The following is a 25,842-nucleotide window of genomic DNA, read 5'->3' as shown; positions in this document are numbered from 1 at the left end:
ACTTCCTCACGAAGGCGCTGGCGGCCAAGGCGGGCGTGGGCACCGAGGACTATTGAGGGACTTCAAGTCCCTCAATGCGACATTCACGGCTTTTCCAGCGCCCGGAGGAACGCGAGGACCCCACCGCGTCCGGTCATCCCTTCACCGCCCCCGCGGTGAGGCCCTCGGTCAGGAACCGTTGCCCGAAGCCGTACATGAGCACGACCGGGATGCTGACCAGCAGCGAGGCCGCGGCCAGCTGCCCCTGCGGCACGACGTCACCGAAGATCATCGACTGCATGCCGAGGGGCAGCGTCTTGTTGTCGTCCTTGGTGATGAACACGAAGGCGAACAGGAACTCGTTCCACGCGTTGGTGAGCGTGAACAGCGCGACCGCGAGCAAGCCCGGCTTGGCCAGCGGCAGCACGATCCGGATGAACGCCCCGAACCGCGTGCAGCCGTCGACCAGCGCGGCCTCCTCGAGGTCGGCCGGGATCGACTTGAAGTAGCCGACGAGCAGCCAGGTCGCGAACGGCAGGGTGAACGTGGGGTAGGCGAGCACGAGCGACCACAACGAGTCGTTGAGTCCGATCCCGCTCATCAGCTGGTACAGCGGGATGAACAGCAGCGCGCCCGGCATCACGTAGGTGAGCAGGATCGTCACCGTGAAGCTCTCCGAACCCCGGAACTTCAGCCGTGCCAGCGCGTAACCGGCCAGCGCCGCGCAGACCAGGGCGATCACGGTGGACGCCACCGAAACCAGGATCGTGTTGACGTACCAGGTGCCGAACGTGCCGGTGAACAGGTTGGTGAACTGCTCGGTGGTCCACGGTGTCGGCCAGAGGTCGTCGGTACGCGCGACGATCTGGTCGTCGGACTTGAAGGCCGTGATCGTCATCCAGTAGAGCGGCGCCAGCACGAAGCCCAGCAGGCCCACGAGCGCGACGCCCGAGCCGGTGCCGGCGACCAGGCGTGCGGCCAGCCGCTTGCTCCTCGCTGCGAGCGCGGAGACGACCCGTCCGACGGCGGCCGCGAGCACCACGAACACGCCCAGCACGAGCGCGGCTTTCCACACGATGTGCGGCGACGCCCAGACCAGCACGAGCACCGAGGCCGCGACGATCACCCACGGCAGCGCCTTGCGCTGAACGGGAGTCAGTCGCCGGTGCCCCAGGTCGGCGGCGCCGGGCAGGTCGCTGCGCCGCATCATCCGCACGAGGATCACCACGAGGATGGCGATGATCGGCAGCATCACCAGCGTGACCGCGGCGCCCGCGCCCAGCTGCAGCTGCTGGATGGCCTTGGAGTAGGCCACCATCACGTACGGGGCGGTGGCGTCCCCCGGTCCGCCCTGGGTCATCAGCCAGATCAGGTCGAAGTTGTTGAACGTCCAGATCGACGACAGCAGCACCGTCACGATCATGACGGGGCGCAGGCCCGGCAGCGTGATGTGCACGAAGCGCTGCCACGGCGAGGCGCCGTCCATCATCGCCGCCTCGTGGAGGTTGCTGTCGATGGCCTTGAGCCCGGCGAGGAACGTCACCGTGAAGAACGGGATGCCCTTCCAGACATTGACCAGGATGACCGCCGGCATCGCGAGCGCGGGATCGGACAGCCACTCCGCGGGCCACTTGTCGACGAGCCCGATCGCGGCGAGGCCCGGCCCGATACCCGATTCGGTGAGCAGGACGTTGACGCTGCCGAAGATCGGGTCGAGCAAAGACCGCCAGGTGAAGGCCGTGACGACCGTCGGAATCACCCACGGCAGCAGGATCACCCCGGCGACGATCGCCCGGCCGCGGCGCATGTGGTGCAGCATCAACGCCGCGATGAGACCGAAGGTCACCTTGAAGATCTCGGCGTACGCGGTGAAGACGAACGAGTTGAGCACGCCCTTGTGGAACAGGGCGTCGTCGACGAGGGCGGTGTAGTTGTCCAGCCCGGCGAAGACCGTCTCCGCACCGTGGCGCTCCGTGACGCTGGTGAAGATCGAGCTGACGATCGGGACCAGGATCAGGCCGGCGACCAGCACCAGCGTCGGCCCGATGAACACCGCGGCGAGGCGCCAGTCGCGCCCGAGCCGCCGCTGTGTCAGGGTGAGTGAGGACGACGTACCCGGCGCCGGACGGGCCGGCGCCGACTGTGTCCTTTTAGGACGTGGACGCAGGACTGTCACTGCCGGTAGCCCTGCTGCTCGAAGATCTGGACGATCCGGGTGTGGGTCGCGGCAACGGCGTCGGCCGGGCGGGTGCCCTGGATGACCGACTGCATCATGTCGGTCAGCAGGTAGGCGGCGAGGGCGGCCTGCTCGCCGGGGCTCGGCGCCTGGGGGAACGCGTAGCCGGTCCTGGTCTTCATCGGGAGCGGCGCACGGGTCTGCTCGCGCAGCGCGGCGAAGGCCGGGTCACCGCTGGTGTAGTACGGGTCGGAGTCCCACACCTTGTCCCACGAGGGATTGACCAGGCACGGCGCTTCCTTCGCGACACCTAGCAGCGCGCTCCCGCTGACCATGAACTTCGCGACCAGCTTGGCGAGGTCGGGGTTCTTCGCCCCCTTGAACACGACGAACGAGTTGGACTCGCCATACGCGAGCGGCCGGTCGATCGCCGGTCCGGTGGCGCCGTTGAACGGGTGCGTGTTGGCGTAGACGGGGTTCTTCTTGGTCTTCGAGTCGGCGTAGACGCTGTACTGGTTCAGCGTGAGCCCCAGGATCTGGGCCAGCCAGTTCTCGTTGTTGCTCGAGTCGGTCCAGCTGCCGATCCCGGGTGGCAGCATCGGCTTGTACTTCGGGTTCGTGTAGATGTCGCCGATGAACGTGACGGCGGCGACGGTCTCCGGCGAGTTGAACACCACCTTCGTGCCGGTGTTGTCCGCGATCGCCCCGCCGTAGGTGTTGATGACGTTCTGGATGAAGCCGTTGGCGTCACCGGAGCGGTTCACCGTGAGGCCCCAGCCGAAGCGCCGCTTCGCCGGGTCGGAGACCGCCAATGCGTTGTCGCGCAACTCTTCCCAGGTGTAGTAGGGCTTGAGCGGAAGCCCCTTCTCCTGGTACCAGTCCTTGCGCAGGTACATTCCGGACGCGATGAAGTGGTACGGGATCGCGAACCAACGCCCGTCGAACACACAGAATTTGGCCGACGCCGTTGCGGGCTCCCCGTAAAGCGCTTTCATCTCGTTGACCACGTCGGTGACGTCGGTGAGGGCGCCGAGGTTGTGGAGCTGGCCGACGAACCGCCGGTCACTCATGAAGGCCAGATCGCGGTTGGTGCCCGCCTTCACCTCGGCGTCCATCTTCGCGACCATGTCGCCGGCGTCGCCGGAGACCAGGTCGTTGCGGACCGTGGTGCCGGTGGCCTGCGCGAACACCTGCAGCGACCGGTCCAGCGCCTTGTTGGCGGCCTCCGAGTACAGCTTCTGCGAGAGCATCCCCACCGACCCGCCGCGGAGCGCGGCAGCCTGGTCGAGCAGCGCCTTGGGCACCTGGACGTCGACCTGCGGCGCCTCGGCGGGGCCGCCTCCGCAGCCGGCGAGACCGAGCACGCCCAGCGCGCTCACCCCGAGGAACGTGCGCCTCGACAGATCCGTTTTCTCTTCCATGACAACTCCTCTCGCGTCCGATCGAGCGGACGCGTACCGACGGGCGACGGTGCAACCGGCGGGACAGCGAGGCGAGCGCCGCGCTGCGGGTCGTTCATGCGCCGAAGGACGCCGAACTGCTGATGCGTTGTCCGGACGACCCGTCGAACAGCGCGGTCGAGCCACGGGGCAGCCGCCGATAGCGCGGAAGGCCGCCGGATGAGTGGTGGCGCAGGAGTTGCCGCGCCGCGCCGATCAGCCCCAGCCGGAGCGGCGGGATCGCAGGTGCTGCCATGCCTCGTCCGTCCTCGTCATCGGTTCCGGATTTCGGTCGTGCAGTGTGCTAGCGCCGCCGGGCGGCCCGCTTGCTTCGCTGCTCCTTTTCCGCGAGGAGCGTGGAGTAGTTGTTGCTCAGGTGCCTGCGCATCGCCGCGCGGGCCCCGGCCGGATCGCGCGCCACGAGCGCCTCGTAGATCTCCGTGTGTTCGGCGGTGGCGCGGCGCAGCCCGGCCGGCGCCTCGTTGGTGAGGCGCCGGCTGGCCGTGCCGAGCCAGCGGGCGGAGTACATGATCCGGTCGAGGATGCGGTTGTCGGCCGCCCGGCAGATCTCCATGTGGAATTCTTGGTCGACCTCGAGGTAGGCGTCGGGGTCCGCCTCGAGTGCCGACATGCGGTCGATCTCGTCCCGGAGCCGCTCCAGCGTCTCGTCGGTGATGCTGACCGCGGCCATCGCGGCCAGTTCGGGCTCGAGCAGCACGCGCAGCTGGTGCAGCTCCTGCAGCAGCTCGTCGACGATCTCCGCCGGCAGCCACTCGATCAGCAACGGGCTCAGGTAGTCCCACTCCGCGCGGGGGCGCACGACGACGCGGCGACCCTGCGCGATTTCGACGATGTCGAGCGAGGCGAGCATCTTGAGCGTTTCCCGCGCCACCACGCGGGACACCCCGAACTCCTGGGAGATCTCGAGTTCCGACGGGGTCCGGCCGTCCTCGATGTCGCCGCTGACGATGCGCCGGGTCAGGCGCGCCGCCACCTGCACCGGCAGCGTCCGGACCTTGACAGCGTCCGGAGACTCTTGTCTCCTTTGCATGTCAGCAGCTTATCGGACAAGTTCGACATCGCATTAGTCCGTTCATACGCATGACTTGGGCAGTATGGAGCGCAATGCGGATCGTGAACGTCACGACGGCCGTGGTGGCCTACCACGGTCAGGCCACACTGGTCCGGATCGACACCGACGAGGGCCTCAGCGGGTTCGGCGAGGCCAATCCCGATGCCGGCGCGGGCGCCGTCGTCGGGATGATCGGCTTCCTGACGCCCCTCCTGATCGGCGAGGACCCGCGCAACGTCGAGCGGTGCTGGGAAAAGCTGCGCCGCGGCAAGGTCTTCGCCGGCGCCCAGGGCGGGGTGTTCGTGATCGCCCTGTCCGGGATCGAGCTCGCGCTGTGGGACCTCGCGGGCAAGGCCGCGGGCCAGCCGGTCCACCGGCTGCTCGGCGGGAAGTTCCGCGACCGGATCCGCCTCTACGCCGACTGCGGCGACGGCGACGACCCGGCGGGCTCGATCGCCGGGTGCGTCGACCGGGCCCAGCGGATGGTCGCCGAAGGCTTCACCGCCATCAAGTTCGACGTCGACGACCTGCGCCACCCCGCCAAGTTCGACGCCTTCAACCACACGATCAACGCCGCCGAGCTGCGATCGATGGTCGAGCGCGTGGCGGCCGTCCGGGAAGCGATCGGACCGGACGTCGATCTGGCCATCGACCTCCACGCCCGCTATGACCTGCCGAGCGCGTGCCGGATCTCGTGGGAGCTCGAGCCGTTCCACCTGATGTGGCTCGAGGAGCCGCTGCCGGCGGAGAACATCGACGCGCTCGTGCGGGTACGCGCCCAGACCCGCACACCGATCTGCGCCGGAGAAAACCTTTACCTGCGTTGGGGATTCCGCGAGCTGCTCGAACGCGGCGCCGTGGACGTCATCGAGCCGGACGTGCCGAAGTGCGGTGGCCTCGCCGAGGCCAAGAAGATCGCCAACCTCGCGGAGCTGCACTACATTCCCTTCGCACCGCACCTGGTGTCGACCCCGCTGGGCACGATGGCCACGTCGCACCAGTGCGGAGCGATCCCCAACTTCCTCGTCCAAGAATGGCACGCCCTCGAGGAGCGCGCGGTGTGGGACAGCTACGTCCACGCCCCCGACGGGAGCGGCTCGATCGTCAAGGACGGCTACATCACGCTCCCCGACACTCCGGGCATCGGCGTGGAACTCGACATGGACGGCGTCCGGGCACACGCCGTCGCGGGCTACGGAATTTTCGAGTAGCGGAGCCACTCGGCTTGGTGTCGCGAATGACCAAGGCCGGGCAGTTAGCTGCGGCAGCGAGCTGTCAAGCTGCCCGATTGGCCCGGTTTCAGGTGCTCGCCCACAGCCGTGAATGGCTCATTAAGGGACATAGAGTCCCTCAATGGGCCATTCACGGCCTTCCGTTGACCGCTTGCGCGGCAGAGGAACCCTTAACTACCCGGCCTTGCTTGAATGACTCATTCGGGACCAAGAAACGCCCTCGCAGCCACCGCCAAGAGACTTTGCCGGGCTACCGGGGGACGACGGTGGTGCCCCGCGCGTCCCCTTCGACGAGTTCCCGGTAGGCCTCGGCGACAACAGCCACGGACGTCCCGCCCGCGCCGTCTTCTCCCATGGCTTCAAGGGTTTCCCTGATCCAGCCGGGGCTGACGACGTTGATCCGCGGCCCGTGCGGCCGCTCGGCGCCGACGGACCGGACGAAGCTTTCGAGCCCGGCGTTGACGAGCGCGCCGAGGCCGCTGCCGGGGATCGGCTCGGTGAACGTCCCGCCGGTGAGGGTGATCGAGCCGCCCGCGGGCAGGCGCTCGGCCGAGAGGCGGGCCAGCTCGACCTGGCCGAGAAGCTTGCCGCGGAGGTCGTCGGCGACCTGCTCGGCGGTCAGGTCGCCGAGCGGCCGGAGCGGGACGTTCGCGGCGCAGCACACGACGGCGTCCGGCGCGGTCTCGAACAACCCGCCGAGCGAGGCGAGGTCGCGCAGGTCCGCGCGCACCGGCGACCTCCGCGAGACGGAGACGATTTCGTGGCGTGCTTCGAGAGCGGCGACGACGGCCCGGCCGACGAGCCCGGTGGCACCCACTACGACGATCTTCACGTCTCCGACGCTAGCGGACCCGGCAACCGGGTTCCCGGCTCAGAAGGGCCCGACGGCGCCTGGAAGCCGCCGATCTTCCGCTCGAGCAGTTCGGCCAGCCGCAGCGGGGTGCGGTCTTCGAACATCGGACCGATGAGCTGCACGCCGACCGGCAGGCCCTCGGGGGACCGGCCCGCGGGTATGGCGGTGGCGGGCAGGCCGGGCATGGTGGCCAGGCCGGCCCAGACGAGCTGGTCGAAGTACGGGTACTCGACGCCGTCGATGTCGATGCGCCGTTCCAGCGGATTGGGGTCGTGGTCGTGCGGGAACGCGGGGGTCGGCGTGATCGGGCACACCACGGCGTCGAACTCGGCGAACAGCCGCCGCCAGCCGTGGCGGTGGACCTCGCGGCGGTGGTTCGCCTCCATCCAGTCGCGGTGGCTGAACACCATGGCGCGCAGTCGCGTCGCGTCGAGACTCCGGTCGTCCGCGCCCAGTGCGGCGGCGCGGGTCCGCAGCCGCTCGTCCGATTCGACGGGAAAGCGTGCGACGGAGCCCGAAATCAGCAACTGCGTGTAGAGCGTCGCGGCTTCGGTCAGATCGGGCAGCAGCGGACTGCGCCGTTCGACGAGGGCGCCGCCGTCGACGAGCGCGGCGGCCACCCGGTTCACGCCCGCCCGCACGGCGGACCCGGTCGGAATGAGCGGATGCTCGTCGAGGACCAGGACCCGGAAATCGCCGAGCCGCTCGTGGCGGGCGGGCGGCAATGCCAACCGGTGCGCCACGCCGAGCGTCAGCGGGTCCGGTCCGGCCATGACGTCGAGCAGGAGCGTGAGGTCGCGGGCGGTGCGCGCCATCGGACCGACGACGGCGAGGTCCAGGTCGGCCGGCAACGCCGGCTCGGACGGCGGGACCATCCCGCGGGTGGCCGCCAGCCCGAGCGTCGGCTTGTGCGCGTAGACACCGCAGAAATGCGCGGGGGTGCGCAGCGAGCCGGCGATGTCGGAACCGATGGACAGCGCGCCGAACCCGCACGCCAGGGCCGCCGCCGACCCGCCGGAAGACCCGCCCGGCGTGCGACCGTGATCCCACGGGTTTCTGGTGGTGCCGTAGATCTCGTTGAAGCTCTGGATGTCCTGCAGTCCCAACGGCACATTGGTCTTGCCGAGCACCACCGCGCCGGCGGCCTTCAGCCGCGACACCTGTACCGCGTCCTCGGCCGGCACATGGTCCCGGTGCGGTGGCATGCCCCAGGTCGTCGGCAGCCCGGCGATGTCGTACGACTCCTTGACCGTCACCGGAACACCGAGTAGCGGCCGGTCCTCACCACGCGCGCGTGCCCGGTCGGCACGGCGTGCGGCGGCCCGCGCACGGTCGAAGTCCGGCACGCAGATCGCGTTGATCACCTCGTCGTCGCGCTCGATACGGGCGATCGCCTCGTCGGTCAATTCCACCGATGTCACCGCACCGGCACGCAACGCGGCAACGAGGTCTTCGGCCGCCTGAAAGCTCCATTCCATGAATCCGAAGCTATCGGCCCGCCACAGAGGACACGAAATTCCGGTTCGCGCAACAGGCGGCCGGACGGGCCACCTTCACCGGCGAAGTCGCGCACTCGTTCCGCCTTCGAAGCTGGCCCACCGCAGGTCACAGCGCCGGAAGCGGGCCGGCTCCATTGGCGCAGGCCATGAAATGCCGCGGCGTGCAACAGGACGGACGTCTCAATTCCTGGCCAATGACCGTTGATATTCCCGATCGCCCAGTGGACCTTGCCGAACAGGCCGCGGGGGCGCGCCAGGCGCGGCTTGGTGATGATGTCGTTGTCCCAGTCCAACCAGCTCCACCGCAGCGAAACACCGCCCAACCTGGAACAGAAGTTCCCAGTTGGGCGGTGTTTCGTGTACCCGCATCCTGAGCCGCCCAGTAGGTGAAGCGACGGCCCAACGGTTCAGGCGCGATCAGATCAGGTAGAGCCACCACTTCTGGCTCGCCGGGCTGTTGGAGTGCGGGCCGGTGCAGTCGTACCGGTACGCCTTACCGGACAGCACGTATTGCAACCCCCAGGTGTCGCACGCGGACTCCGTGGCGTACTTGGCGTACGGGTCCTGCGCGGACGCCGTCCCCGCGCCGGCCAGCAACATGCCGAACGCGGCCGAAGTGACCGCCGCTGTGGTCAGAACTCGCTTCACTGGTGCTCCCTCCAGTCGATGTCGATGATCATGATGCCATGCGGGCGTGGGGTGTGTCCGCTCGATCGCCGAGCCGGCGGATTTCGAACCCGGCTTCGCCGCGTTGATCAAGGAGTCGTTCCCCGACCTGCCACCGGCGGCTGTCGCGCTGGCGATGCGAGTATGGGGCCGCATGCATGGCCTGGTGGCCTTGGAGGTCTACGGCCACCTCCGACCCCAGGTGCGAGACCCGGCAAAGCTGTATCGCGCTGAATTGCGCGACCTGACCACAACGCTGGGACTTACGTCACCTCCGAACCGTCCAATGTGAACAACGAACAGCGCGCTTCGCTGCTCGAACATGATCACGAAACTGCGTCGTGCCGCCCTCGGCTGAGAATGGGCGCGTCCACAGTTGCCGTCCTGACCGAACCGGCCCAGCCACTGGCCCAGGGCAGGTGCCTGCCCGTCCGCATCGCCGCACTGCGCCACCTCGCCGACATGGCGATCGTCAACGATCACGTGTGGGCGGTGGCTCGCGCGATCACAGACAACCCGCACGGATCGCCTACTTCGGCGGCTGGCGCGTCTTCACCGAAGACGAAGAGATCAGGACCGCCGCATCCGCGCTGCTCGGTTGATCACCGACCAGCCCAACACAGCGCGGTCCCGGAACGTGCCCATCGCGGAATCGTGAGGGGCCGTTTCGGACCGGTCCACCGCACGACGTCATCGGCTCGTCCGCCGCTCACGTCGTCACCGACCTCGATCCGAGCCGATGCGCCAGCGCAAGTAGAATGCCGGCATCCGAGACACCGGCTGACAGCCACATCAGCGACCCTCCGGCCACGACGTGCACGACGCTGGTGACCGGGGTGTCCGGCAGCCGCGCCGCGACCGCCAGCACGGGCAACGCGACGAGGTAGGCCACCGCCGGGACGCGGGGGTGGATCCTGGCTCGCAGCATGGACACCCCGAACAACACCGCGCCGGTGGCGAAGACCAGCGCGCTGCCCAGCAGCGCGACCATGGTCGGGCCACGCAGCAGTTCCTCGACCACCGCGTCGTCGAGGAAGAACAGTGCCAGGTTCAGGGTGAACGCCGCGCCGCCGAACAGGCCGAGGCCGACGGCGTTCACCGTGTAGGCCACCGCGCCGAAGGCGCCGGCCGCGGTGGCCTGCCGCAGGTGGAGCACGGTGAGCAGCGGGACGGCGAACGCCGGGGACAGACCGAGCATGAAGCTCGTCGGCGCGCTCTCGCCGGTGAACGCCTCGATCAGGCCGGGCACGGCGATGGCCAGGCCGGCGAGCACGCCGCACCAGGCGCCCAGTCGGGTCAACATGGGGAATCTCCTTGGGACGTAAGAGTTTCCCTGAACGGTAGGAACCGCGACCGACACCCGGGAAGTGCCGGCCGGCCAGTGACCGCGTGGCCGACCGGCACGTGCCGGTCGGCCAAAGTCGGGTCCCGGCACCGGCGAATGGCCGTAGGCTCGGGTGATGGTGACGCGGATCGTGCCGTGGGTTTCCGGTGCCGTGTACGGGATCGTGCTGCTGGCCGGGCTGTACTACGTGTTCGCCGGCCTCAGCCCGGCGAACGGGGCACGACTCGCCGGCTTCGTCGCCGGGATCGGCGCGTTGTTCGTGCTGGAGGCCGTCGAGCGGCGAGTGGCCCGCGGGCCCGTCGCGTTCCTTGTCGCGCGGCTGGTGCTGTTCTTCGCGGTCGCCGCGCTTGACGAGTCGGGGCTGTCGCGGGTGCTGTTCGTGCTGGTCCCGTTCGCCGCGTACCTGACGCTCGGGCGCACGGTCGGGCTCGTGCTCGGCGGGCTCTGCCTCGCGTTGCTCGTCGGCGGGTTCGCGGTGTGGGTGCCCGGCTGGTACCGGGACACCAGCTACGTGTCCGACGTGCTCATGTTCACCATGGGACTGGTGCTGGCACTCGCGATGGCCGACGTCGCGGTCCAGGAGCGGCGGGCCGCCTCGCGCGTCGCGGAGCTCTCCGCCGCGACCGAACGCAACCGGCTGGCCCGCGACATCCACGACAGCCTCGGCCACCACCTGACCGCCGTCTCCATCCAGCTGGAGAAGGTGGCCGCGTTCGCCGACCGGGACCCGGACGTCGCCGGCCAGGCGCTGGCCGACGCGCGCCGCTCGGTGGGGCACGCGCTGGAGGACGTCCGGACCTCGGTCAGCACGTTGCGGGCCGGGGAGCGTTCCCTGGTCGACGCGCTCACCGAGCTGGGCGTGGCGCTCGATGTGCACGGCGAGGAACCCGACCTCGACCCCACGACGGTCACCACGCTCTACCGAGCCGCGCAGGAGGCGGTCACGAACGCCCGCCGGCACGGCCGGGCCAGCCAGGTGCTGGTTTCGGTGACCTTCGGCGCCGCCACCAGCCTGGTCGTCACCGACAACGGCCGCGGCTTCGACACCGGCGCGCCCCAGTCCGGGTTCGGCCTGCTCGGCCTGCGAGAACGCGCCGCGCTCGTCGGTGGCGCCGTGACGGTGGACAGCGAGCCGGGCACGGGCACCAGGGTCACGGTGACCGTGCCGTGAGTGTGCGGGTGCTCGTGGTCGACGACCAGCGGCTGGTGCGCGAGGGCATCGCGTCCCTGCTGGACATCCAGCCGGGAATCTCGGTGGTCGGCATGGCGGCCACCGGCCGGGAGGCGATCGAGCGGACCCTGGCGCTCGGCCCGGACGTGGTGCTGATGGACGTGCGGATGCCGGAGATGGACGGCGTCGAAGCGGTCGCCGTGCTGCGCCGCCGCGCCCCGGACTGCCGCGTGGTGATGCTGACGACGTTCGACGACGAGGAGTACGTCGTGCAGGCGCTGCGGGCCGGCGCGGCCGGCTACCTGCTGAAGGACCTTCCGGCCGCGGAGCTGGCCGAATCGGTCCGGCTGGCGCACGCCGGAGTCACCCAGCTCGATCGCACGGCGGCCCGGCACGTTGCCGCGGCGCTGTCAGGGCATCCGGCTCCCTCGGATGCCCTGACCAGCCGGGAGACGGAGGTGCTGCGCATGGTCGCGACCGGGGCGACGAACCGTGAGATCGCGGCGAAGCTGTTCCTCAGCGAGGGCACCGTGAAGAACCACATCTCTCGCGTCCTCGGCCGCCTCGGCCTGCGCGACCGCACGCAGGCGGCTGTCTACGCCCGCGACCGGGGTCTCATCTGACCGCCTCGACGAGGGCCCTGACGCGGACAGCCACCACCGACACGCCTGAACTGGACTCGGTGTCGGCTCGCCGAGCCGGTCAACGTGAAGCGGGACCGTGCGGCAAACCGGCGTGGTGTTCCAGGAACCGCGCGACGTCCGACGGATCCTCGAGCGGCAGCGGGTAGATCACCAGGCGGTCTACTCCGAGGTCGGCGTAGCGCTGCGAAGCACGAGGATCCACCATCACCGGATCGAGTGGCAGGTAATTGATCTCCAGCCTTCCCAGCCGTTCCGGGCGCTCGACCTCGCTCGCGGCCTGCCGCAGACCGGCGAGGTGCCGGGGCAGGTCGTCGAGCGTGCCGTTGCCGAACCATCCGTGGCCGCGGGTGACCGCGCGGCGGAAGGCAGCCCGGCTGTGACCGCCGATCACGATGCGCGGCCCGCCGTGCCGCGCCGGGCGAGGATGCGCGTCGATGTCACGGAACGCGACAAAACGGCCCTGATATGCGGGAGCCGGGGCGGTCCACAACGTTGTCATCGCATCGAGGTATTCATCAGTACGTCTGCCTCTTTCGGACATCGCGACGCCCACCGCGCGCATCTCGGGTTCGAGATATCCGGCGCCGACGCCGAGCAGCAAGCGGCCACCGCTGAGCACGTCCAGGCTCGCGGCCTGCTTGGCGAGGACAAGCGGGTTGCGTTGCGGCAGGATCACGATCCCGGTCCCGAGCTCGAGCCGCTGCGTGACGGCTGCGACATAGGACAGGTGGACCAGCGGGTCGAGAATCGGGTCGGTCGGCTCCATCGGCGAATCCGCCACCCGGGGGCTCGGCAGCACCACATGATCACCCGCCCACCACGACGAATAGCCGAGATCCTCGGCCAGCCGCGCCAGCTTGACCGTCTCGGCCGAGCCCAGCGTGGCTTTCGCGTTCAGCCCCGACACTCCCAGTTCCATGCCCGTGCCCTCCTGTCGATGATCACTTCCCATCGTCCGGCAGCTCGGGCACAGCCGTCCAAGACTTGCGGCTATAGCCTATGGCTATGGATGTTCACGTCCGGGACCTGCGTTACTTCGTCGCGGTGGCTGAAGAGCTGAGCTTCACCAGGGCAGCCCACCGGCTGTTCATCGCCCAGCCGTCATTGAGTAAGCAGATCCGCCGGCTGGAAACCTCGTTGCAGGCAGCGCTTTTCGAACGGGACCACCGCGCCGTCGCGTTGACCGCCGCGGGTGCGGCCCTGCTGCCGCAGGCCCAGCGGATCATCGAGCAGTGGGCGGTTGCGCAGAGCGCGGTCTTCAACGCGGTCACTGCGCGGAGAACAACCCTGACGGTCGGTTTCCACACCAGGATCGGCCGTGGTCTCATCCCCCACGTCACGGCCGGGATGGCGAAACTGCTGCCGGGCTGGAAACTGCTGTTTCGGCAGGTCCCATGGAGTGACCCCACCGTCGGACTCGCGAGCGGCGAGGTCGACGTAGCCGTCGCCTGGCTGCCGATCCCGGACGACGGCGAGTACTCCTGGAAGGTCGTCGCCACCGAGGAGCGTTGGGTGGCCCTGCCCGCCGGCCACCGGCTCGCACTCCGGACGGTCGTCCCGCTGGATGAACTGGCCGACGAGCCCTTCATCGCGCTGCCGCGCACAGCAGGACCGCTTCGCGAGTTTTGGCTGGGAAACGACCAGCGCCCGGCACCGGCCCGGATCGCCGCCGAGGCCGAAACCGCCGAGGAGTCCCTCGAAGCTGTCGGCTCTGGGCTCGGCGTGGCACTGCTGTCCGCGGGCAACGCCGAGATCTATCAGCGCGACGACGTCGTGTGCCGCCCGGTGACCGGGCTCGGCCCCTGCGAACTCACCGTGGCCTGGCGAGCGAGGGATGACCGTCGCGCAGTGCATGTAGTTGTCGAAGCGTGCACACGATGTCTGTGCGGCGGACCGGATACCACCTCCTCCTTCGGGTGACGAACCGACGTCCGGAAGATCGTGTACGGCCATGGCCGCGCAAGGGGATCTTCAACACTGAGCCGGTACGTCCGCGGCACTTGGAGGGCTCCGGGCTTGGTGGTCAGAGTGATCGACAGGCCCTGTCCATGGCGTGGAAGGATTGCTTGGGGGGGCGAGGCTGCCGTCGGGCATCAGCTTGCAGACCTCGCAGGAGGCCAGGTCGAGGTCGAAACGCGGGTCGGCGACCCTTCTCACGGTCGATGACCACAAGAATCGGCCTTCATCTTGGTGGAGTACCGCGCAGAAGGATGCTGCGGCCGGACACTCGTACAGACTCGACCGAATTTCGCCATGAAGGACGAGTTCTCGCGAACGTGACTGTCCGCTCTGAACGTCCGGCATGCCGCGAAGCCACCCGGCCGTTACCGGTCCGGGTGTGCCCAGCGTTTCCGGCAGTCTATGGGACCATGCGAGCATGAGCTACGACTTGGCGGTGTGGGACGGCGCCCGTCCCGCAGCCGATCGATGGGCCGAGAGGCTCTTTTCGCAACTGTATGACAAATACATCCTCACCGACGCCACCCAGCCACCGAGCCCAAGAATTCTGCGGTGCATCGCAACACTGGTCACAAAATGGCCAGACCTGAGCATCGACAACCTGGACACATGCCCATGGACATGCTCGCCATTAATCAGCAACGCGCGCGGACCGATGTTTTATTTCAGCATGAATTACGAGATGGCCGACGATGTAGTGGCATTTGTCATCGAAACCGCAAAACGACTTTCCCTGGTATGCTACGACCCTCAAACGCGTAAGCTTCGGTAATCAGTCTACCGGCGGGTGAACCACTCGCCGATCGACTTCCACTCGAATTTGTCTCGCCATGAGAAGTCGCCCTTCGCCCAACCGGCGAGGGCAGCTACCACATCATCACGAGAATCTGTTAATGTCTGGAAGTGTTCCGCCGCACTCCCCGATCGATATTCAAGCTGATAGCCGCCCTCCGGTCGAAGCCTGGCTTGGGCATAGTGAACGTCGATTTTCCCTTGCTCACCATCGTGTTCCAGAATTACGTGCTCGCCAGGCCGAAGGCCGACTACCGTTATCCGGATGTTCAGTTCGCTCGCCGGACGAACAGTCGCACCATTGAATTCTCGAATGACAACTTCCGCATCCACGACATCTCCCATGGGGCACCTTCGAACTTACACCACAGGCAGATCATACCAGAACAACCGAAAGCAGGGTTCAGACGTGGATCTTCCGCACACCGATGATTCTGAAATCTCGAGCCCGACCAGTGCCTTTGGCTATATTCCCACTTTCGACCCAGTGGTCGAACGCCCGCTGGGCGGCGTCCCGATCAGCCGTCCCACTCTTTACTTCGATGCCAACGTAGTCACCGTTCCCCAGATCGATGGCCCCATCGTAGACGCGCACCTGCTCACCGTTGCCAACGCAGTAAATTCGCCCTCGCACAATGTTCATTCCACGCGCCGAAAGGTCGTCCCACACCGCCTTTTCAGCGTCGACTCCGACATTCGCACCCAAAGTTCCGGCCCATTTACCGTCTGCGGTGCGAATAGATCCGTCGTCATATCGAAATATGCCGTCACCCAAGTCCTCGACGCAGCGGGCTCCGTTGTGTACGAGAACGGCAATCGTTCCCGCCATCACATAGAACGTGTGGACGTTGCTGATAGTCAGGTTGTACGTCCGGGCAACCGCCGTATGCCGATGGGTGCCGATTACCGTGGTGCGAACATCACCAGGGGCATCGAGTTGCTCACCGTGCACGAGGTCAGCGGCATACGTCCATTGTCGAGTGGTGTCATTCCAGAACAGGTGATGCGCGGTCGCAGTAATGATCCCAGTACCGCTGGAACCAGCGATGGCCAGGTCGACGAAGTCGGTGTCGTTGTCCGTGACGTGGACGGCTTGCACTGTGTGCGACTGGACTTTCCCGTCGTCTGGCGAAGCATTGAGGACCAGATCGCCTGGTTTGACGTCCTCGATGGACTTGGTGGTCCGGTCGGCCATCAGTACCTGCGTACCAGGGACGAAGCTGTTCGGCACGCAGGCGATCGGGTTTTCGGAGAGCTCACTGGCGATTTTGCTCAGCTGCCTCTGTTCTGCGGCCGCCTCGGCCGCGATTTCGGCGGCTTCGCCGAGTTCGGCGTCGATTTCGACGCCGAGAATCTCGAAAGCGCTCCTGCCTGTCGCCAAGGCTTCCGCGATCGCGGCCGATGTTTCGAGAGCGTCGACTGCTCCGAGTTCGGCACCGGCGCCTCCGAGCAGTGCGAGGATGTCGCAGATGCCTTCACAGGCGGCGGTAAGCAAGCTGATGCCGACGAACAGGAAGATGTCGTCGAGCGGGTCCCCTCCACTGTTGGACTGGAGAGGATCGGGATCCCGGGGCTTGAAGTCGGGATTGAACAAGTTGTGCGGGTCCAGACACGACTGAACCTTGAAGCTGCCGTAGGGGTTGAGCTGGCGGCAGAGGTCCTTCAGGTGCTGCAGGATACGGTCCTTGTCCGCCGGGGTTCCGGTGATCAGCAGGATGCAGTCTTCGGTGCTGTAACCGGCTGTTTCCGAGCCGGTTCGCATGGCGGGCTGACACGCTTGCCTGCGCTGTTCGATGACCTGTTGTTTCTCGGTCTCGACTTTCCTCGCGGCCGCTTCCCAGGCTGTGTGTGCGGCTTCAGCAGCTTGCGTGGCGCTTTTGCCGGCATCGAGGGCGTCGTTGTATGCATTGTGTGCATCGTTCGCCGCGTCACGCGCGAAACGCGCGGCGTCCGCCGCTGAGTGGGCGGCCCAGGCCGCGGAACGGCCGGCCCTGTCGGCGGCGGCGGTCGCGGAGGCCGCGGCCGAGGCGGCCGTGTGCGCCGACGCCTGCGCCTGCTGCGCGGACGTGGCGGCGCGGTTGGCAGCCTCCTGGGCTCGGTTGGCGGCCTCGGTCGCTTGAGCGGCGGCGGTAGTGGCTTGGTCGGCGTAACGCGTTGCGTCGTCGGCCGCGTTGCGGGCGCGTGCTGCGGCGGCCTGGGCTTCGTTGGCGTCGTGGGTGGCACTGGCCGCGGCACTGGTAGCTTGCAGGAGCAGGCTCTCGACGGCGTCGTTGTGCGCGGCGGTGTTCTGGTCGCGCCGGGCCGCGGTGAACTGGCCGACGGTCAGAAACTCGCGCGCCAACGTCGGCGGGCCGTCCAGCGCAGCCTGCGCACCGGCGACGACCTCACGAGCCCCGGCCGCCCGGGCAGCCGACTGAACCTGGGCGACCTTCACCTTGTCGTCGATCTGCAAGGATACGTACTGGTCGGTGTCGAGGAAGTCCCGCAACGCCTTGTCGGTCCCGACATCCAGCGCGGTTTGGCCGTGCTGCACGACCACGGTGCGACCGGCCGCCCTTGCCGCGGACATGATCTGGCTGACCTGCAGGGTGTCGTCCTGCAACCGGCCCGGGTAGTCGCGGCTGCGCAGGAAGTTCCGCACGTCGACGTCCGAGCCGGCGAGCGCGGCGGCCGCGGCGGTCTTGAAGCCGGGCGTCCCGTTGTCGGAAAGCTGCTTGAGGATGACACGGTCGTCCTGCCCCGCAGCCGCGTTCAGGCCGGTGGTGATGAAGTCGACGACTTCGTCGTCGGTCGCGGCGACCGCGGTGAGCGCCGCGGCCTTCACCCAAGAACCGCCGGTGTCCGCCAGCTTCAGCGCGGCCTTGCGCGCGTCACTGATAACGGTGGCACGGGCGGTGCCCGGAGTGGTCGCTTCGGCGATCAGGCGGTTGGTCTCCGCGTCCCAGATGCTGGCCTGGTCCAGGTCCCACCGCGGCGGAACCCGCCGAGAAGCGTATGCCGCCGCGGCAGCGAAAGCCGCGTCGTCGGCCTGCTGCCCCGCCAACGCGATCCGGTCGTCGTCGGCTTTGCGCGCCACCTGGGCGATCTGCGACGCCTGCTGCGCCGCCGTCCCCGCCGTGTTCGCCGCTGCCGTCGCCGCGTTGGCGTGGTCGGTGGCCTTCCGGGCCGCGTCGGCCGCGTTCCCCGCGAAGACCGCCGCCTCGGCGGCGGCGTTGGCGGCCGCGGTGGCGTTGGCCGCGGCGGCGTCGGCGGCATCGGCGGCCTGGCCGGCAGCCGTACTCGCCTGATCCGCCCATGACTGGCTTGCCTGCGCGGCGGCCACCGCACGCGCAGCCTGTGCCCGTGCCTTGGCCGCCGCAGCCTGCGCCTGCCGGGCGTCAGCGCCGGCGGCTGCGGAGGCATTCGCCGCATCCGTGGCCGCTTGCGCCGCCGTGCGTGACTGATTCGCCGCATCGGTGGCCGCCTGCCCGGCAATCTTGGCTTGCTGCGAAGCAGTCCGGGCGGATCGCGCGGCATTGGCGGCCGTCGTCGCGCTCACAGCAGCGTCGCGGGCGGTCTGGGCTGCCGCGTTGGCATCTGCTGCTTTGGTCTTGTCGCCCAGTGCCGCAGCGGCAGCATCGTAGGCGTGGGAGGCCGCGTTGCCGGCCTGGGTGGCGGCAGTCGCGGCTCGTGACGCGGCGACGGCCGCGGTGTGCGCGGCTGCGGTGGCGGCGTTGGCCGCGCCGATCGCCCGGCGTGCGGTGATCGCGGCCTGGTCAGCAGCGTTTGCGGCCCGGTTCGCGGCGTCCGTCGCCTCACTGGCGTTTCCCTGCGCCGCCGCCGCCGCATCCTTCGCTTGCTGGGCTGCCTTCTGGGCGGCAGCGGCCTCGGTGACGGCTCGGTCCGATTCGTCCTTCGCCTGCTGCGTCTGAGTCGCTGCTTGTTCCGAAGCAGCTTTGGCCGTCGCGACGAGCTGTCTGATCGAGGCCGTTTCCGCGTCCCGCGCTTGGGCGACCGGCAGATCGATGATCAGGAACTGGTTCAGCGCATCGAGGGTGCCCGCGTCCAGAGCCTGCTGGCCCGCCCTTTTCACCTCGGGGCCGCCGCCGGATCTTGCGCGGCTGACCTTCACCGTCTGGTCGGTCTGGAACGGGATCTGCCACCCGGAATCGAGGAACGTCTTCAGCGCGTTGTCGGTCCCCGCGTCGAGCGCCTTCTGTCCGGCCTTCTTGACCTCCGCGCCACCGGCCGACATGACCTGGCTGACGCGCACACTGAGGTCGATCCCGTGCGGCGTTTCCCAACCGGTGTCCAGGAACGCCGTGAGCGCATCGTCGGTGCCCGCGTCCAAAGCCCGCTGACCGGCCGACCGGGTCGCCGGTCCACCGGCAGACATCATCCGGCTCACCTGCACGGTCCGGTCGATCGAGGCGTCCCGATCTTTCTGCGTCGTCAGGAATCGGGTTACATCCGCGTCCGTTCCGGCCAAGGCCGCTGCGGCATCCCGCCGGGTTGCCGGACCACCGAACTGCCATAACCGCAGCACCTTCGCACGATCCGAATCAGGCGCAGCATTCACGGCAGCCGCTGCACTCGCTGCCTTCGGCTCCGCCGCGACGGCATCTGGCACCGTGATCGCATTAGAAGTCAACGTCGCGATCAGAACAATTGTCAGGGCAGCACGAAACACGGGTCTTGCCGCACGCATCTGAGTCCCCCTCGATCGACCGGCGCGAAGATTTCGCCCCGACATAAATCGCGCACAAGAACATCTACCGGGGAGGCCAAGGACCGTCAACCGCCGTTGAGCCGTGATCGAGATCACAATGCGTTTTCCTGAATTGGCTGATTAACCTCGCGCTGCCCGCAGCGTTTCGACACTGCCATCCACATTGGGCGATATGTCGGAATTTTCTCATCTTGAAGGGGGAGTCATGCGCCGGTTGAGCCGGACATTTCTCGGCACAGTGGTGGCGGCGATCGCTGCTGCCACTGTGAGCATCATTGTCGTCCCGTCCGGCGGGGCAGCCTCAGCGGCGGACGAGCAGCCGTCTGCCGTGGAGGACTACAGCTACCCGGGGGCGGACGCGATCCTGGCCAGCGATCACGTGCAGTTGATCAGCGGCGATGGCCACATTCTCTACAAGCCATGCCCGCCGATGGAGGCACCGGGGTTGATCATCGTGCGGAGCAGCGACACCATCGGCTCCCTGGGTAACGGCAGGCTGTGCTTCGAGGTCACCGCCGCAGCCGGCCATCTGACACTGAAGATCCCGAACGTCTTCGCCGTCCGCGGTGACGGCACCACGGCGACTGCCGGCCACAAGCTCAAGGCCGAGCTGACCACCGACGCCGGCGCGCATACGACAGTGGACGTCGATCCGAATAACGACACCGAGGTCGGGATCGCCGCCACTCCGCCGGGCGACCCCACCACGCTGCTGCAATTGGACGCCTCGCGTTAATACCGGCTGGTGCTTTTTTCGTAGCCGACGGCACATCAATCTTCGCTTTTCGAAAGCAGGAACTTCCGTGCACAAGCTGAGAGCGCTCGCGCTCGTCCCCCTCGCCGGCCTCGCAACCGGCCTCCTGACCGCCTTCCCGGCCGAAGCGATCTCCAACGCCTCCGGCGCCGCAGACGGCGCTTACGCGTTCACCGCGAAACTGTCGAACGAGTCCGCGGCCTGTACCGGCGCGCTGGTCGCGCCGCAATGGATCATCACCTCGGCCGGCTGCTTCCCCCAGAACCCCCAAGGCGGCACCCCCGCCAAGCCGACCACCGTCACGGTCGGCCGCACGAAACTCGGCAGCACCGGCGGGCACTTCGCCACCGTCACCAACCTGATCGCCCGGACCGACCGCAGCACGATGCTCGCGCGCATCGACACCCCGATCACCGACATCACCCCGGTGTCCCTCACCGCCACCGCTCCTGCCCCCGGGGACACACTGCGCCTGGCCGGCTACGGCCGCACCAGCTCGACATGGGCCCCCGACCAGCTGCAGACCAGCGCGTTCACCGTCGCATCGACCAGCTCCACCAAGCTGGCACTGACCGGCGATCAGGGCGCCGACGCCTGCAAGGGAGACGCAGGTGGCCCGGTCTTCCGCGAGAACGCCGGCCACACCGACCTCGCAGGTGTCGTGACAACGACCTGGGGACACGGCTGCCTGGTCACCACCGAAACCCGGCAGGGCACCACCGCGGACCGCACCGACGACCTCGTCGACTGGATCCGCCAGCAGGTTCTCTCCCCGTCGGCCAAGGCTGTCGGTCACTCGATCACCGTCAACTGGAACGCACTCGCCGCGCAGGACAACGCCTCCTACCGCGTCTACAGCTCCACCACCACCCCGGTCCCGATCGACGCCGCGCACCTGGCCGGGACGACCCAGGCCACGACACTGACCCAGACGTCGATCCCGGCGAAGCAGACCCGCTACTACCAAGTCGTCGCCGTGACCGCGGGCGGGCGGACCACACCACCGACCGACGTTGTGTCCGCATCCACCCCGCTCCCCATCCCCGTCGACTTCACCGGTGACGGCAAAGCCGACATCGCCACCTTCACCCGCGGCACCGCCGGCGACGTCTACGTGGCTGCTTCCGACGGAACGAAGTTCACCGGCAACAGCGTGCTGTGGCACGACCGGTTCTCCATCGGCACCGAAATCCCGCTCTCCGGCGACTTCAACGGCGACGGCAAAGCCGACGTCGTGACCTTCGCCCGGGGGACCAGCGGAGACGTCTACGTCGCCCTCTCCGACGGCACCAAGTTCGACGGCAACGGCGTGCTGTGGCAGGACTACTTCGGCATCGGCGACGAAATCCCCGCCGTCGGGGACTTCAACGGTGACGGCAAAGACGACATCGCCCTGGTCAAGCGCGGCAGCACAGCCGACGTCCTCGTCGCCCTCTCCGACGGCACCAAGTTCGGCGCCGGAACACTCTGGCACGACCACTTCGGCATCAACGACGAACTGCCCTACGTCGGCGATTTCAACGGCGACGGCAAGGACGACATCGCCGTCTTCACCCGCGGCACCACCGGCGACGTCTACGTCGCCACCTCCGACGGCACCAAGTTCGTCGGCGACGGCGTGAAGTGGCACGACAACTTCGCGTTCAACAGCGAGATTCCCGCGGTCGGGGACTTCAACGGCGACGGCAAAGACGACCTCGTCGTCTTCACGCGCGGCTCCGCCGCCGATGCCTTCGTCGCCATCTCAGACGGTACGAAGTTCGTGGGCACCAGCGCCAAGTGGCACGACCACTTCGCCGCCAACGCCGAAATCCCCGCCGTCGGAGACTTCAACGGCGACGGCAAAGACGACATCGCCACCTTCACCCGCAGCACCACCGGCGACGTCTACGTCGCCACCTCCGACGGCACCAAATTCGTCGGAGACAGCATCAAGTGGCACGACGACTTCGCCTACAACAGCGAAGTCCCAGCCCCACGAGCCATCACCATCCTGTAGAACCTGACGAGCCCGGGCCGGCACTTTCCCGGCCCGGGCCCCCTGCACGAAACAAGTACGCTCACGCCGAGCGGCGGACGCATCCCGGAGCCGCGGACCTCGCCCCATCTCACCGTAGGAAGCCTCCTGCTGACGAGCGCAACCGACGACGAGTCACACTTCGAAACCGAACCCAGCGGCCCCGACATCGCCGCAGCGCATGAGGCACCCACGTGCTCCCGTCTCCGACTGAGGCATCGAGCGGGCACACCTGCCCGGCAAACAGCCAGAGCCATCATCGGCTCGTGCCGCTGAGCGCGTCGGGCCGCCCTGCGTCGACCACCCCGCCAAATGCCGCTCCACGACCTGGACGGCCCGGCGTAACCCACTGCCACTCGGTGGCTCTATGGCCGAGTGGGGAAGGCAGCCATTCGTGGAAGGCCCGCTTCCAGTGCTCGCTCATGCCGAAGAGGGTCGTGATATGTCGGGTGCCTCGTGCTCGGATCTGTGACAGGTTGCCTCAGTGCGGAACCATCACCACTCGGCGACATCGAACAGGCCGAAGCCGGATGTTCGCATCGTGCATCTGACCGGCCCGACGTTCGACTCGCTCGCCCGCGGCGACCTGGCAGCAGCGAACGCGACCAGTCCGGTACGCCTGACGGCCTACCTGGCCGGACCGGACAGGCGTCGGCTGTGGGAGAGGCGCAGCAGGCAGGTCGCCGCGGACCCCAGCAGCGCCGCCTGGGTTACCGGCGTCATCTGGGATCAGCAACACCTGTTGGCCGTCGGAACGGCCGGTTACCACGGGCCTCCCGACACATCGGGCATGGTGGAGATCGGCTATGCCGTCGTCCCGGCACATCGGCGACGCGGTTACGCGCGGGCGGCGCTGGAACTGTTGCTGACGCGTGCCGCCCGCGAGCCGCGGGTGCACACCATCCGGGTCACGATCAGCCCCGACAATACGGCCTCCTATCGGTTGGCATCGCAGTACGGCTTCGTCGAGATCGGCCAGCAGTGGGACGACGAGGACGGGCTCGGGATCATCTACGAGATCCCTGCGGCTCAGCTGTAGTCAGACGTCAAACCGTGCGGCGTGCGTGTCTCTGTTCCATGGTCGAGGTCTTTGGCCATGACGACGTTGGTCTCGACGTAGCCGAGTTTCCGGTAAAGCGACCGGGCGGCCGAGTTGTTGCCGAAAACCTGGAGCCGCACCGTCTTCAGACCGGCGGAGCGCACCTCGTGCTCCATCGCCCGCATGAGTGCTTCACCATGCCCCTGGCCACGCAGGTCCGCGTCGACCTTGATGTCGTAGAGGTAGGCGACCCGGCCGGCGCCGTGAGGGCGTTCGGCAAACCAGACCATGCCGACCTTCTGGTCGCCGTTCCGCGCGATGTAGAGGTGGTGGCCGGGTGTGGCCACGCCCACGGGCAAGAGCTCGGCGTACTCGTCGACGGCGCGCTGCCGCGCCCCATCGGCCGGCCAGCTCTTCGCCGAAACATGGGCCTCGGCATAGGCCAGGACCGCGTCGCGGTGGTACGCCGCGTATTCCTCGCTGGTCATCCGATCGAGCCGGACGTCTGCCATGGCCACCCTCCTGTTCGCCTGCCTCGGACGGAGGCCGCCGCCGAACACGAGCAGCTTCGCAAGAAGGAAGCCTGCTCGTCTACGCCGACAGCGTCGCCCCCGTGCTCGGCCGGGGCGTGCTGTGGGAAGGCAGCCACGCTCGAACCCGCGCCCGGCCACACCCGGGGCTTAGTGGCGTCTGCCGGTAGCCGGGGATCCGCGCCCCTGGCCGCGGTGCCTGCGCGGCACCGCGGCCAGGGGGCCGGTCACGTGGTGCAGGCCGCCGCGTTGAGCGTGACCGCCGCGGGTGCGCCCGACGGGCCGTTGGCGGTGAAGCCGAGCGACACGGCCGCTCCCGCGCCCAGGGACGGGCTGTGCGACGGCGCGGTCACGGTGACCGTGGTGCCGGACTGGGTGAAGGTGCCGTTCCAGCCGCTGGCGATGGTGGCCCCGGCAGGCAGGGTGAACACCACCTTCCACGGGTTGGCGGCGCTCGTCGCGGTGTTGGTGACGGTCAGCGTGCCCTGGAAGCCACCCTGCCAGGAATTGTCCAGCTTCCACGCCGTCTTGCACCCGCCGGTGCCGCCGGACGTCGGGGTGGTCGTCGTCGGGTCGGGGCCGCCGACAGGCGGGATGAGGTAGGGCTGGAGGATGCTCTGCTTCGCCTGGTTGACCGTGGTCCAGTCGTCGTTGAGGATGCCGCCGGTGTCACCCGAGTTGGGGTTCCACGACCAGTAGGTGAACGAGATGCCGTTGACGCCGGTCCCGGTGTAGGCCATCAGCTTCTCCAGCCACACCTTGTCGACCGGGTTCGCCAGCGTGGTGCCGAACTCGCCCATCATCAGCGGCGCGATGTTCTGCTTGTACAGGTAACCCCAGTACTTGTCCCAGATCGCGGTCATGTTCGCCGGGTAGTCGGGAGCGCTGAACCACGGCTGGTTGTAGACCGAGGTGGCGTACTCGTGCGGGGAGTACACCAGCCGGCCGGGCACCGACAGGCGTACCGGGAACTCGCCGGCCTTCGACAGGTTCCCGCCCCACCAGCCACAGTCCTCGTCGTTGGACGGGTCGCCGTCCCACACGTTCGACAGTCCGCCGCTCGGGCAGCTCACGCCCTCGACGAAGATCAGCCAGTTCGGCTGCACGCCCAGGATCGCGTTGCCCGCGCGTTCGGCGGCCAGCCGCCAGTCGCGGGCGGTGTCACCGCAGCCCCAGCACGCGCCGGTCGCGGCCGGGTTGGTGCCCTCGGCGTGCGGCTCGTTGTGCAGGTCCGCGCCGATGACCGTGGTGTTGCCCGCGTAGCGCTGGGCGAGGGCCTTCCAGTCGTTGATCCAGGTGCTCTCCGGGACGCCCGCGGTGTACCAGAGCGGGGTCTGGCCCGAGCTGGTCGGCCGGTGCCGGTCGAGGATGACGCGCATGCCCTTTTGGCCCGCGTAGCCGATCACCTTGTCGAGGATCTGCAGCGGGGAAAGCCCGATCAGGTCGGGATTGGTGTAGTCGTTGATACCCGTGGCCTTGGCGCCGGGTTTCAGCGCGTCGTCGGAGAACGGCACACGCAGGGTGTTGTAGCCCAGCTGAGCCATCTGGTCGAGCTGCTGCCGCCAGGTGCGGCTGGACCACAGGCCGTGGAAGGTCTTGTTGTCGGTCTCCATCCCGAACCAGTTGATACCGGTCAGCCGGACCGTCGCGCCGGTGCTGTCCAGGATCCTGCTGCCGCTGGTGTGCAGGTACCCGGTGCCCGTACCGCTTGCCGTCGCCGCCGCGACCTGGCCGGTCGCACCGAAGGCGACCAACCCGCTCGCGGCCACCACCGCCGCGGCCAGCGCGCCGAACGCCTTTCTCCACTGCGTCATCTGCTCTCCTTTGAGCAATACCGAGCAATAACCGAGTTCTGGGAGCGCTCCCAGACGCCAGGATAGCTGGTGAAACGTCGAATGGGCAGCCCCTGCGGCACGCGCGCCCGGCCGGTGAGGACCGGCAGGTCGACGAGCGGACCGGCCACCCTC

The 25,842-nt window shown here is 68.1% G+C and carries 22 protein-coding genes; 9 read left to right on the top strand and 13 right to left on the bottom strand.

What is annotated here, in order from left to right; genetic code table 11:
- Positions 1-133: 133 nt before the first annotated feature.
- The 4 genes from AB0M82_RS42390 to AB0M82_RS42375 all read right to left on the bottom strand — a co-directional run bounded on the left by AB0M82_RS42390 (position 134) and on the right by AB0M82_RS42375 (position 4,645).
- Positions 134-2,032 carry an ABC transporter permease subunit gene (locus AB0M82_RS42390; RefSeq protein WP_364734862.1) on the bottom strand — a complete coding sequence of 633 codons (1,899 nt, stop codon included), beginning with the start codon at positions 2,030-2,032 and terminating at the stop codon, positions 134-136.
- A gap of 119 nt (positions 2,033-2,151) precedes the next feature.
- Positions 2,152-3,576: an extracellular solute-binding protein gene (locus AB0M82_RS42385; protein WP_364734860.1), complete on the bottom strand. Its 1,425-nt coding sequence runs from the start codon at positions 3,574-3,576 to the stop codon at positions 2,152-2,154.
- 94 nt (positions 3,577-3,670) lie between these two features.
- A complete protein-coding gene (locus tag AB0M82_RS42380; protein ID WP_364734858.1) occupies positions 3,671-3,850 on the bottom strand; it encodes a hypothetical protein in 180 nt (59 codons plus the stop codon).
- A gap of 48 nt (positions 3,851-3,898) precedes the next feature.
- Positions 3,899-4,645, bottom strand: coding sequence for a FadR/GntR family transcriptional regulator (locus AB0M82_RS42375; RefSeq protein WP_364734857.1), 747 nt, complete (start codon positions 4,643-4,645; stop codon positions 3,899-3,901).
- 74 nt (positions 4,646-4,719) lie between these two features.
- Here AB0M82_RS42375 and AB0M82_RS42370 point away from each other — a divergent pair, with 74 nt between their 5' ends.
- Complete coding sequence (locus AB0M82_RS42370; RefSeq protein WP_364734855.1) at positions 4,720-5,877, top strand: mandelate racemase/muconate lactonizing enzyme family protein; 1,158 nt, start codon at positions 4,720-4,722, stop codon at positions 5,875-5,877.
- A 271-nt stretch (positions 5,878-6,148) separates the two neighbouring features.
- Here AB0M82_RS42370 and AB0M82_RS42365 read toward each other — a convergent pair whose 3' ends face one another.
- The 3 genes from AB0M82_RS42365 to AB0M82_RS42355 all read right to left on the bottom strand — a co-directional run bounded on the left by AB0M82_RS42365 (position 6,149) and on the right by AB0M82_RS42355 (position 8,898).
- On the bottom strand, positions 6,149-6,730 hold the full coding sequence (locus tag AB0M82_RS42365) for a short chain dehydrogenase (protein ID WP_364734853.1): 582 nt from the start codon (positions 6,728-6,730) through the stop codon (positions 6,149-6,151).
- Positions 6,727-8,229 carry an amidase gene (locus tag AB0M82_RS42360; RefSeq protein ID WP_364734851.1) on the bottom strand — a complete coding sequence of 501 codons (1,503 nt, stop codon included), beginning with the start codon at positions 8,227-8,229 and terminating at the stop codon, positions 6,727-6,729. The genes AB0M82_RS42365 and AB0M82_RS42360 overlap by 4 nt, the downstream gene beginning before the upstream one ends.
- A gap of 438 nt (positions 8,230-8,667) precedes the next feature.
- A complete protein-coding gene (locus tag AB0M82_RS42355) occupies positions 8,668-8,898 on the bottom strand; it encodes a hypothetical protein (RefSeq protein ID WP_364734849.1) in 231 nt (76 codons plus the stop codon).
- Positions 8,899-8,944: 46 nt separating this feature from the next.
- Between AB0M82_RS42355 and AB0M82_RS42350 the strand changes: the two genes are divergently transcribed.
- Entirely contained in the window at positions 8,945-9,208 is a 264-nt protein-coding gene (locus tag AB0M82_RS42350; RefSeq protein ID WP_364734847.1) for a TetR-like C-terminal domain-containing protein, read from the top strand.
- Between the two features lie 417 nt (positions 9,209-9,625).
- On the opposite strand, the gene AB0M82_RS42345 is transcribed toward AB0M82_RS42350, so the two are convergent.
- Positions 9,626-10,219, bottom strand: coding sequence for a hypothetical protein (locus AB0M82_RS42345; RefSeq protein WP_364734846.1), 594 nt, complete (start codon positions 10,217-10,219; stop codon positions 9,626-9,628).
- A 157-nt stretch (positions 10,220-10,376) separates the two neighbouring features.
- On the opposite strand from AB0M82_RS42345, the gene AB0M82_RS42340 reads away from it, so the two are divergent.
- Positions 10,377-11,432: a sensor histidine kinase gene (locus AB0M82_RS42340; RefSeq protein WP_364734844.1), complete on the top strand. Its 1,056-nt coding sequence runs from the start codon at positions 10,377-10,379 to the stop codon at positions 11,430-11,432.
- Positions 11,429-12,055 carry a response regulator transcription factor gene (locus tag AB0M82_RS42335; RefSeq protein WP_364734842.1) on the top strand — a complete coding sequence of 209 codons (627 nt, stop codon included), beginning with the start codon at positions 11,429-11,431 and terminating at the stop codon, positions 12,053-12,055. Before AB0M82_RS42340 ends, AB0M82_RS42335 begins: the two co-directional genes overlap by 4 nt.
- A gap of 79 nt (positions 12,056-12,134) precedes the next feature.
- Here the strand turns inward: AB0M82_RS42335 and AB0M82_RS42330 are convergent, their stop codons facing one another.
- Entirely contained in the window at positions 12,135-12,995 is an 861-nt protein-coding gene (locus tag AB0M82_RS42330; RefSeq protein ID WP_364734840.1) for an LLM class F420-dependent oxidoreductase, read from the bottom strand.
- 80 nt (positions 12,996-13,075) lie between these two features.
- Here AB0M82_RS42330 and AB0M82_RS42325 point away from each other — a divergent pair, with 80 nt between their 5' ends.
- Together AB0M82_RS42325 and AB0M82_RS42320 are read left to right on the top strand one after the other, a co-directional pair.
- Positions 13,076-13,996, top strand: coding sequence for a LysR family transcriptional regulator (locus AB0M82_RS42325; RefSeq protein WP_364734838.1), 921 nt, complete (start codon positions 13,076-13,078; stop codon positions 13,994-13,996).
- 457 nt (positions 13,997-14,453) lie between these two features.
- Entirely contained in the window at positions 14,454-14,807 is a 354-nt protein-coding gene (locus AB0M82_RS42320) for a hypothetical protein (protein WP_364734836.1), read from the top strand.
- Positions 14,808-14,812: 5 nt separating this feature from the next.
- Here AB0M82_RS42320 and AB0M82_RS42315 read toward each other — a convergent pair whose 3' ends face one another.
- Both AB0M82_RS42315 and AB0M82_RS42310 read right to left on the bottom strand, forming a co-directional pair.
- Positions 14,813-15,172: a hypothetical protein gene (locus AB0M82_RS42315; RefSeq protein ID WP_364734834.1), complete on the bottom strand. Its 360-nt coding sequence runs from the start codon at positions 15,170-15,172 to the stop codon at positions 14,813-14,815.
- A 58-nt stretch (positions 15,173-15,230) separates the two neighbouring features.
- Positions 15,231-19,514: a polymorphic toxin-type HINT domain-containing protein gene (locus tag AB0M82_RS42310; protein WP_364734832.1), complete on the bottom strand. Its 4,284-nt coding sequence runs from the start codon at positions 19,512-19,514 to the stop codon at positions 15,231-15,233.
- Between the two features lie 226 nt (positions 19,515-19,740).
- Here AB0M82_RS42310 and AB0M82_RS42305 point away from each other — a divergent pair, with 226 nt between their 5' ends.
- The 3 genes from AB0M82_RS42305 to AB0M82_RS42295 all read left to right on the top strand — a co-directional run bounded on the left by AB0M82_RS42305 (position 19,741) and on the right by AB0M82_RS42295 (position 23,345).
- Complete coding sequence (locus AB0M82_RS42305; protein ID WP_364734830.1) at positions 19,741-20,271, top strand: hypothetical protein; 531 nt, start codon at positions 19,741-19,743, stop codon at positions 20,269-20,271.
- A gap of 67 nt (positions 20,272-20,338) precedes the next feature.
- The gene (locus tag AB0M82_RS42300) at positions 20,339-22,288 is read left to right on the top strand and encodes an FG-GAP-like repeat-containing protein (RefSeq protein ID WP_364734828.1); all 1,950 of its coding nucleotides are present in this window, start codon (positions 20,339-20,341) and stop codon (positions 22,286-22,288) included.
- A gap of 559 nt (positions 22,289-22,847) precedes the next feature.
- Positions 22,848-23,345 carry a GNAT family N-acetyltransferase gene (locus AB0M82_RS42295; protein WP_364734826.1) on the top strand — a complete coding sequence of 166 codons (498 nt, stop codon included), beginning with the start codon at positions 22,848-22,850 and terminating at the stop codon, positions 23,343-23,345.
- Here the strand turns inward: AB0M82_RS42295 and AB0M82_RS42290 are convergent.
- A complete protein-coding gene (locus tag AB0M82_RS42290) occupies positions 23,336-23,857 on the bottom strand; it encodes a GNAT family N-acetyltransferase (RefSeq protein WP_364734824.1) in 522 nt (173 codons plus the stop codon). The genes AB0M82_RS42295 and AB0M82_RS42290 overlap by 10 nt on opposite strands.
- A 245-nt stretch (positions 23,858-24,102) precedes the next feature.
- Positions 24,103-25,689, bottom strand: coding sequence for a cellulase family glycosylhydrolase (locus AB0M82_RS42285; RefSeq protein ID WP_364734822.1), 1,587 nt, complete (start codon positions 25,687-25,689; stop codon positions 24,103-24,105).
- Positions 25,690-25,842 lie beyond the last annotated feature (153 nt).

The organism is Amycolatopsis sp. NPDC051128 (genome assembly GCF_040682715.1).
GTDB lineage: Bacteria > Actinomycetota > Actinomycetes > Mycobacteriales > Pseudonocardiaceae > Amycolatopsis.
The sequence above is the reverse complement of the archived record's forward strand: the minus strand, read 5'-3'. Positions and strand labels throughout refer to the sequence as shown.